An 8,788-nucleotide genomic window follows, 5' to 3' on the forward strand; every position below is an offset into this window, starting at 1 on the left:
CCTCTTCTTCGGCAGCGTCACATGTGTATAAGAGCCAGGCCCCACGCCGGCCCCTCATCCGCACGAGACGGGCCGTCCGTACCTGCCGCCCGAAACCGGCCCCCGTACAAGACGAGCCGTCCGCACCTTCCGTGCGAAACCGGCCCCCGTACAACTAAACCGGCCCCCGTACAAGACGAGCCGTCCGCACCTTCCGTGCGAAACCGGCCCCTGTGCGAGACGGGCCTGGCATGCCAGACGGGCCTTCCGCGCCTGACGGGCCTCCCGCCCCGGACCGGTCACCCACCCGACACCTGCCTGCCCGTACGGGCTTCATCCCGTACGACTCGTACGGCACCCGTCGAGCGCCGCCCCGGCGACGAGCACCACCCCTGCCGCGAGGTCCTTGATGCTGGCCGGAGTTCCGGCGGGCGTCGACGGCGTGCCGGGGCGGCCGAAAGCTCGTCCGGTCCACGCGGGCGCCGCAGGTGATCAACCGCCGATTCCGCCCATGACCTGCAAGGCGGTGACGATCTACGCCATGTCCCGGCTGACTGCCATCAACGGAACCGCGCCTACACGCCCCCCAAGAGCCATGGCAGTCCAGCACATCACAACGGGGAACTGCAGGAGCCCCGGAGGTCCCGCCAGAAGGCTTCAAAGTCTGAGAAGTCCCGCCGAAGAGGCGTTCGAGCTCGGCGTCCCGGTCGCGGTCGGTGGCGTTGACATCGATGTGCAGCCGGAACTTCCCCTTACTCCGGCTCATCCGTGCGGCTGGGAATGATCATCGGCCGCGGACCTCCGAACCCCCGCGCGGCCCGATCTCCGACGTGCCGTCGTACTCACGGTCAAGCACGATGATGTCCGGGACCTCGCACCAGAACCGCGCCAGCACAACCCCAGACTGCGAGGGTTGGGCGGTTGATCCGGAGCAGGGCAGCCCGCGTTGAGCTCTGGAGAGGGGAAGGCCGAGCCGCTCAGCGTCAAGCGGAACGGCTCAACCAGCGACCGACCGAGTGACCGCACCGACCGGGTCGCGCCAGGATGGCGGTGCGGCTGGGGCGGGGGCACGGGAGCGGGTTAGGCCGCGGCGCGTTCCTCAGCGGGCCACTCGGCGTCCTCGCCTTCCTTCTCGTTGTCGTCGGCGCCGAGGATGCGCACGGTGACGCCCTCCGGCGGCTGGAAATCGGCGGCCGGGTCGGGGATCGTCTCCAGGGCGCCACGGCGGGAACTCGGACCGGTGGTGCCCATCGCCCAGTCCTGGATCTCCTCGTCGAGCCGCTCACGCATCTCGGGGCTCACCGACGCCGCGGCGCCGCCCCGCTCCGGCTTGGCGAACGTGCCGGTGCCCCAGCGCAGGTCGTGGCCCACGGCGCTGGCCTCCACCTCCGGCATGAACCGGCGATCCCCCTCGGGCCCGAACTCCCGGATGCGAAGCTTGCCGGAGACCACCACGGGCTGCCCGATGCGGATCGAACGCGCGACGTTGTCGGCCAGCGTCCGCCAGCAGCGGATCGCGAAGCAGACCCTCTCCCCGTCCATCCACTGCCCGGCCTTCCGGTCGAAGTAGCGGTGAGAGGTGAGCACCCGCAGCGAGGTCACCTTGACGCCGTCGTCGAAGGTGTGCTGCCGGGGCTCTGCCGCGACGTTGCCGGTGAGCGTGATGTAGATGTCGTTCATTCCGTGCCTCCCATGCAGCGGGCCGGACGCCCGCGACCTGGGAACACAGTGCCGCGAAGAGGAACCCCGCCAGGCTGCCGAACCGCGTTCTGTGGATGACGGCCGGAGCCTCGGGCCGCCCTGTGGACGAACCTCACCCCCGCCGGCCCAGCCCAAACGACTCTCTGCCCGCAGGTCCGGGCGGAGCGAACGTCAGCCTGCCAGGCTGCGCATCGCCTGGTAGAACGCGTGGTGCCGGCCCAGCTCCCGCTCCACCGGCTCCACCACCGCCTTCTCGGCGATCGAGGCCACCCGCCGGCGCATCTCGCGCTCCAGGCGCTCCCGCTCGCGGGACGCCCCGAGCTCCACGAAGTTGCGTGACGCGATGCCGGACAAAATCCCCAGCCCGAGCACGGAGGCCATCATCAGGGCCACCCACGGCAGCGCCGCCGTGTCACCGAGCAGCTGCAGCGATGCCGGCAGCCGCCCGGGCAGCAGCAATCCGACCCCGAGCCAGACCAGCCCGACGCCGAACGCCGCCACCAGCACGTACTGCCACACCTTGAGCGCCCGCCACCAGCCCGGCACCCGGTCGAGACGCGGCGCGACCTCGGTGAGGTCCTCCGTGAGGGTGCGCGGCAGCGCGCCGAGCTCGGAGCGGGCCGCCCGGTGCACGGCGCTCCGCCACACCGGGTGCATGCCGCCCGTCAGCCCGTCGGCCAGCGCCTGCACGGCGTTGGCCACCTCGGCCGACTGCGCGCTCACCGAGCCGGTGGTGATGCCGCGGATCTCGTCGCCGACGTCCTGCAGGCGCAGGCTCTTGATCGGGTCGGGGCGGAAGCGGTCGAGCCAGCGCGGGTACGGCCAGCCGACCCAGCGGCTGGAGCGTTCGGCGTAGACGTTCTCCATGGCCTCGCCCACGGCGGGGACGCCGACGGCGTCGCAGAGCGCGTCGGTGAGGCCCATCCGGCGGGCCTCGTCGACGGATGCCGGCACGTCCAGGGCCTCGCCGACCGGCATGCTCTGGGTGAGCCGCTGCTCCAGCCGGTGCAGGTCGGCCTCGAGCTTCTGGATGGCGGCGCGGCGGCGGGAGACGGCCCCGGCGATGACGCTCTTGAGGCTCTCGATGCCGCGCCCGCTGACCGCCGAGGTGGGCACCACGCTCGGGTGCTCGACGCCTTCGCGGCGGAGCAGGTCGTTGAGGTCGATGACCAGCTCGGCCAGCTCCTCGGCGGACAGCCGGTCGGCCTGGTTGAGCGCGAACACGGTGACGGCCTCGTGCCCGGCCAGCTCGGTGACGTAGCGGCGGTGGGTGGAGGCGTCGGCGTACTTCTGCGGGTCGAGCACCCACACCACCAGGTCGGCCAGCCCGATGAGGCGGTCGGCCTCGGTGTCGGTGAGCGCCCTGATCGAGTCGTGGTCGGGCAGGTCGAGCAGGATGAGCCCGTGAAGCTGGCTCTCGCCCTTGTCGAGGGCGCTGGCCCTGGCGAACCGGTGCCGCCACTGGATCTGCAGCCAGTCGAGCAGCGGCGCGGCGCCCTCCAGCCCCCACACGCAGGCGTGCGTGCGGGCGGTGGTGGGCCGGCGAACGCCGGTGGGCGACAACTCCAGCCCGGACACGGCGTTGAACAACGAGGACTTGCCGCTGCCGGTGCCGCCCGCGAGGGCGACCACGGTGTGCTCCGACGACAGTTTGAGCCGGTCGCCGGCGCGCAGCAACAGGTTCTGGGCCTCGGACACCAGTTTGTCGTCGAGCCGGCCGGGGCCCAGCTCGACGACCTTGGTGAGGGCGGACAGCCGCGGTGCGAGCCCCGGCCTGGTGGTGACGGTGGTCATCGTGCGACCTCGAGGTTGTACGTCGCCTGGTAGAGGTGGGTCGCGGCGGACTCGTCGGGGATCCCGGCCGAGTCGAGCGCCTGCACGTAACGCATGGACTCCTCGTCGAACAGCATGCCGATCCTGGCTCTCAGATCACTCAGCGCCTTGGAGCCGATGCCACGCAGCGACTCGGCCCCCAGCAGCGCCTTGACCAGCCGGTGCGGCACCCCTTCGGCCCGGCCCCCGCTGAACATCGCCACCATGAAGATCAACGACAGCGAGTCGGCGTCGAACGACACCAGCTTGGACACCGACCGCTTGGCCACGCCTTCGGTGCGGACCAGCTCGATGACATGCTCCTGCCAGGACGCGATGGCCCGGCCGGCATGCCGTACGAGCTCGTCGGACGGCCGCTCCAGCCCCTCGCTCAGCTTGCCGCCCACCTCGGCCCGGTGCCGCCAGCGCCCGGCGACCTCCTCGGCGGCACGGCCCGCCGCGGCCACGATCACCGACTCCAGCCCGGCCTTGAGCGCCCCCCGGAACGCGGTGATCCGCTCCGGCGCCTGCGACGACCTGGGACGTTTGCGTAGCTGGAGCGAGCGCATCAGGTCACCGGAGCCGGCGAAGTCCTGCCAGCGGGCCAGCACCTCGCCATGGATGATCATTCCGCTGCGGAACGCCTTGTCGACCTCCGTCAGCGCCCCGAGATAGGCCGCCTCCACGTCGCCGCGCAGCTCGCTCCGGAACGCCACCTGCAGCTCCAGCTGCTTGGCCAGCGCCGGGACGCGGGTGCGGAAACTGTCGAGCACCCCGTTGAGCGTCTTCCTGACGGCCTGCGCGCGGCGCTTGTCGTCGACGGACAGCTCGGCGAGCCAGAGCCGCAGATCGGTCACCTCGCTGTCGGGCAGCCTGCCGTCGGTGACAGCCGCCTCCTCGATGACGAACCGGTCGATCTCCCCCAGCCCGTATTCGGTGAGCATCCGGACGAAGTGCTTGAGCACCACTTCGCGCGCCTTCGGCTGCACCCGCGACAGCACGATGGCCAGCCGGGCGCCGCGCTCCTTGGCCAGGCGCAGCAGGTTCCAGGCGGGGGCGTCGGCGTAGCGGGCGGCGGTGGTGACGAAGATCCACAGGTCGGCGGCGTCGAGCATGCGGTGCGCGATCTCGTGGTGCTCCTCGACGACCGAGTCGATGTCGGGGGTGTCGAGCAGCGCCACGCCCTGCGGCAGCTTCTCGGTGGCGACCACGACGACGCTGCGCATGCCGGCGCCGGGCTCGGGCTTGTCGAGCCGCCGCAGCCCGCCGAGCAGCTCGCCCTCGGCGAACCACTGGCGGTCGTCCGGGTGGCACACCAGAACCGGCACCCCGGTGGTCGGCCGCCGCACGCCCGTGCGGGAGACGTTCTTCTCGGCCAGGGAGTTGACCAGCGTGGACTTGCCCGCGCCGGTCGAGCCGGCGATCACGATCAGTGCCGGCGCCGTCCTGGTGCGGACCCTCGGCAGCACGTAGTCATCCAGCTGCGCCTGCAGGTCGGCGCGCGCCTGCCGTGCCTCCTCGGCGCCCGGCAGGTCGAGGCCGAACTGCAGCCCGGCCACGCTTTCCCGGAGCGCCCCGAGCGCCGCCGTCAACGCCTCGGCGGCCTCTGCGGGCAGCTCCTCCTCGACCTCGCCGGGAGTCTCCCCGGGTACGTCCTCCGCTCCTGCGGGGGCACCGTCGGCTTCGTCAAGGTCATCTTCGGCCTCCGCAGAGGCAGCGCCGGTATCGGCATCGGCCGAAGCGCCGTCCTCGGCAGAGACATCATCAGCCTCGCCAGAAGCATCCTCGGCCTGGGCGGGAACAGCATCCACCCCACCCTCCCCGAAGGGAGCCCAGGCGTCGGCATCGCCCTCATCGACAGCGGCCCCGTCCCCGACAGACACACCATCAGCCTCGCCAGAAGCATCCTCGGCCCGGGCGGGAACAGCATCCACCCCACCCTCCCCGAAGGGAGCCCAATCGTCGGCGGGGGTGGCCTCGGCGGGGGCCTGTTTCGCGTCCGGCTCAGGGGGGTCAGCGGCGCGGATGGGGGCGTCGTCCGGCTTCGCCTGGGCGGACGCGTCGCCCACGGGGGCGTCGGACGGCTTCGCCGGGCCGGACGCGTCGCGCACGGGCATGTCCCACACGGACACCGGCCGTGCGGGGGCGTCGCGCACGGGGACGTCTCGTACCGGGGCGTCTCGTACGGGCACGTCCCATACGGATGTCTGTGGACCGGCGTCAGAATCGGGGTCCGCCGCAGGGGGCGCCTCATCCGCAGCGGACGCCTCGTCGGCTGTGGGTGGCTCTTCCGGTGCGGGGTCCGTACGGGAAGGAGCCGGTGGGGCCCCGGGTACGTCGGAGACCGCCGGGGCGGTGTCGGACGGGGGCATATCGGTAATGGCGCTGAAGGTCAGGGTCTGCTCCCCCGGCGACTCCTCGCGACCGTCATCCATGGCCGTGTTCACGGCAAGCGCTCCGCTCGAACCATCTCGACCTCCTGGCCGACCCTTACGACGTCGCCGACGACGACGATCGCCGGTGGCCGTATCCCAGCCGCGGTCACGCGGTCGGCCACGGTGGAAAGCGAGGCGATAACCGCCCGCTGGGTCGGAAGGGTACCGTCCTGCACCACCATTACGGGAGTCTCCGGCGGACGTCCGTCTCGCACGAGCGTTTCGGCCACCTTCGCCAGCCGCTCGACGGCCATCATGAGCACCAGGGTGCCACGGGAACGCGCCAGCCCGGGCCAGTCGACGGTGGATCGGGGGTCGTCCGGTGCGACATGCACCGATATGACGTGGAACTCCTGGCTCACGCCTCGATGCGTCACCGGGACGCCGGCCGCGGCGGGGACCGCGACGGGGCTGGTGATGCCGGGCACGACCACCACCGGGATGCCGGCCCGGGCGCAGGCGATCATCTCCTCGCCGCCGCGCCCGAACACGAACGGGTCGCCGCCCTTGAGCCTGACCACGAACTTGCCCTCCCTCGCGCGGTCGACGAGCAGCTCGTTGATCGCGTCCTGGGAGAGGGAGCGGCCGTAGGGGACCTTGGCGGCGTCGACCAGCTCGACGTCGGGGGCGAGCTCGTCGAGCAGGGCCCGGGGCGCGAGCCGGTCTGCGATCACGACGTCGGCCTGCGCCAGGAGCTGGCGGCCGCGCACGGTGATCAGGCCGGGGTCGCCGGGGCCGCCGCCGACCAGGGCGACGCCGACGGGTTTGGTGCGGCTGCGGCGGGCGTCGACGGTGCCGTCGAGCAGCGCGCCCACCACGGCGTCGCGGATGCCCGCGGCCCTGCGCGGGTCACCGCCGGCGGTGATCGCGACGCTCACCTCGTCGACCCGCCCGGAGGCGGGGGTCCAGGCGGCGGAGGCGTCCTTGTCGTCGGCGCGCACGCACCAGATCCGCTTGGCCTCGGCCTCGGCGGCCACGGCGGTGTTGGCGGACCGGTCGTCGGTGCAGGCGTGCACGAGCCAGGCGCCGTCGCAGTCGCCCACTTCGTAGGGGCGGGCGTGCCAGACGATGCGGCCGGCGGCGATGAGATCGTCGAGAGCGGGGGTGACGCCCGGCGATACCACGGTCACCTCCGCACCTGCCTCGAGCAGCGCTGGCACCCGCCGCTGAGCGACGCGCCCGCCGCCCACGACGAGGACCCGGCGACCGGAAAGCCGCAGGCCAAGGAGGTAGGGACCCATTGTCGGGAATCTCCCGTTCGCGAAGGTTGGTGTGCTAGGACGTAAACCTACCGGTTGTCATCGCGTCATTCGCTTCGCATGAGTCAACGCCCGTCAAGAAGGGGCTGCCGAGGGTCCCAGCGCGGCCCGCCTTCGTCGTCCTTACGGCGTCTGGCCATCGCGGAGAGCGCCTCAAGAATAACCCGGTTCCCGAGGAACGCGGTCACATCCGCGTGATCGTACGGCGGCGAGACCTCCACGACCTCCATGCCGGCCACGGGCAGCTCGTAACAGATCCGCCGGACGGCGTCGAGCAGCTCCCTGGCGGTCAGCCCGCCGGGCTCGGGAGTGCCGGTGCCGGGCGCGTGGCCGGGGTCGCACACGTCGATGTCCACCGACAGGAAGATCTGGTCGCACTCGTCGAGCGCGATGCCGAACGCCTCCGTCAGGCACGTCTCCAGGCCGCGGGCGACGATCTCGGTCATCTCGTACGAGCGCATGCGCCGTTCGGCCATCCAGCCGAGGGTCTCGGGCTCCGGCCAGTAGCCGCGCAGGCCGATCTGGAGGAACCGGTCGCCGCGGATCGCACCGGACTCGATGAGGCGGCGCATCGGCTGCCCGTGACCGTACAGGTGACCGAACGCGATGTCGCCGGTGTCGGCGTGCGCGTCGAAGTGGATCATGGAGGTGCGCCCTGGGGCGTGGGCCCGGGCGGTGCCCCGGGCGTCCGGCAGCGCGACCGTGTGGTCGCCGCCGAGCACCAGCGGGATCGCGCCGGAGGCGGCCACCCGGTGCACCGCCTCCTCGATCGCGGCCAGCGAGCCCTCCACGTCGCCCGAGTAGCACTCGACGTCACCGGCGTCGAGCACGCGCAGGTCGCGCAGCGCGTCGACGCGCAGGGCCAGGCTCGGGCGGGAGCCGTCGTGCGGCAGGTAGCACGCCTGGCGCAGCGCCATCGGGCCGAACCTGGCGCCCGGGCGGTTGGAGGTGCCGCCGTCGAACGGGGCTCCGATGATCACCACGTCGGCGTCCGCGTACGTGGTGGGATCGTCGAGGTCGCAGCGCTCCACGCCGAGGAAGGTGATGTCGGGGCCGAACATCGGGCCGTATCGGGACACTGGTCACCTCACGTGCTGGTTGGCGTATCCCCATCATCACATGGGCTTTTCCGTCACTCCCGCCGAGTCGAAGGTGGCCACCTCGTGCAGGACCCGTACGGCGGCGCACACCAGGGGGTGGGCCAGCAGGCCGCCGGTGCCCTCGCCCAGACGCAGCTCCAGGTCCACCAGCGGGCGCAGGCCGAGGTGGTCCAGCGCGGCCGAATGGCCGGGCTCGGCGGAGCGGTGGCCGGCCACGCAGTGGTCGGTGGCTGCGGGGTCGAGCGCGGCCGCCGCCAGGGCCGCGGCGCCGGCGATCACGCCGTCGAGGATCACCGGGACCCGCAGTGCGGCGCCGCCCAGGATGAACCCGGCGATGGCGGCGTGTTCGAACCCGCCGACGGCGGCGAGGATGCGCAGCGCCTCAGCGGGCCCCATCTCCACCCCACGGGGCTCGGGCCCCTCCCGGAGCGCCCCCACCGCACGGGGCCGGGGCCCATCCGGGGAGGAAGCCCCGGCCCCGTGCGGTGGGGGCGCTCCGGGA

General features: G+C 72.3%; 6 protein-coding genes and 1 pseudogene. All 7 read right to left on the reverse strand.

The features are described 5' to 3' along the window. Positions 1–661 precede the first annotated feature (661 nt). Positions 662–919, reverse strand: a pseudogene (locus ADY59_RS53090) (VOC family protein); the annotation flags it as partial. Between the two features lie 140 nt (positions 920–1,059). Further along, a complete protein-coding gene (locus ADY59_RS45375; RefSeq protein WP_049576955.1) occupies positions 1,060–1,659 on the reverse strand; it encodes a single-stranded DNA-binding protein in 600 nt (199 codons plus the stop codon). Between the two features lie 192 nt (positions 1,660–1,851). Beyond that, positions 1,852–3,474: an ABC transporter gene (locus tag ADY59_RS45380; RefSeq protein ID WP_049576956.1), complete on the reverse strand. Its 1,623-nt coding sequence runs from the start codon at positions 3,472–3,474 to the stop codon at positions 1,852–1,854. Further along, positions 3,471–5,303: a GTPase gene (locus ADY59_RS45385; protein WP_231619202.1), complete on the reverse strand. Its 1,833-nt coding sequence runs from the start codon at positions 5,301–5,303 to the stop codon at positions 3,471–3,473. The genes ADY59_RS45380 and ADY59_RS45385 overlap by 4 nt, the downstream gene beginning before the upstream one ends. A 632-nt stretch (positions 5,304–5,935) precedes the next feature. After that, the gene (gene cobA, locus ADY59_RS45390; RefSeq protein WP_049576958.1) at positions 5,936–7,168 is read right to left on the reverse strand and encodes a uroporphyrinogen-III C-methyltransferase; all 1,233 of its coding nucleotides are present in this window, start codon (positions 7,166–7,168) and stop codon (positions 5,936–5,938) included. An 83-nt stretch (positions 7,169–7,251) separates the two neighbouring features. After that, entirely contained in the window at positions 7,252–8,265 is a 1,014-nt protein-coding gene (gene speB, locus ADY59_RS45395; RefSeq protein ID WP_049576960.1) for an agmatinase, read from the reverse strand. Between the two features lie 36 nt (positions 8,266–8,301). After that, the coding region (locus tag ADY59_RS45400) for a nicotinate-nucleotide--dimethylbenzimidazole phosphoribosyltransferase (protein ID WP_231619203.1) at positions 8,302–8,788 on the reverse strand (487 nt) is incomplete at its 5' end.

Origin of the sequence: Nonomuraea sp. SBT364 (assembly GCF_001083785.1) — a bacterium.
Lineage (GTDB): Bacteria > Actinomycetota > Actinomycetes > Streptosporangiales > Streptosporangiaceae > Nonomuraea.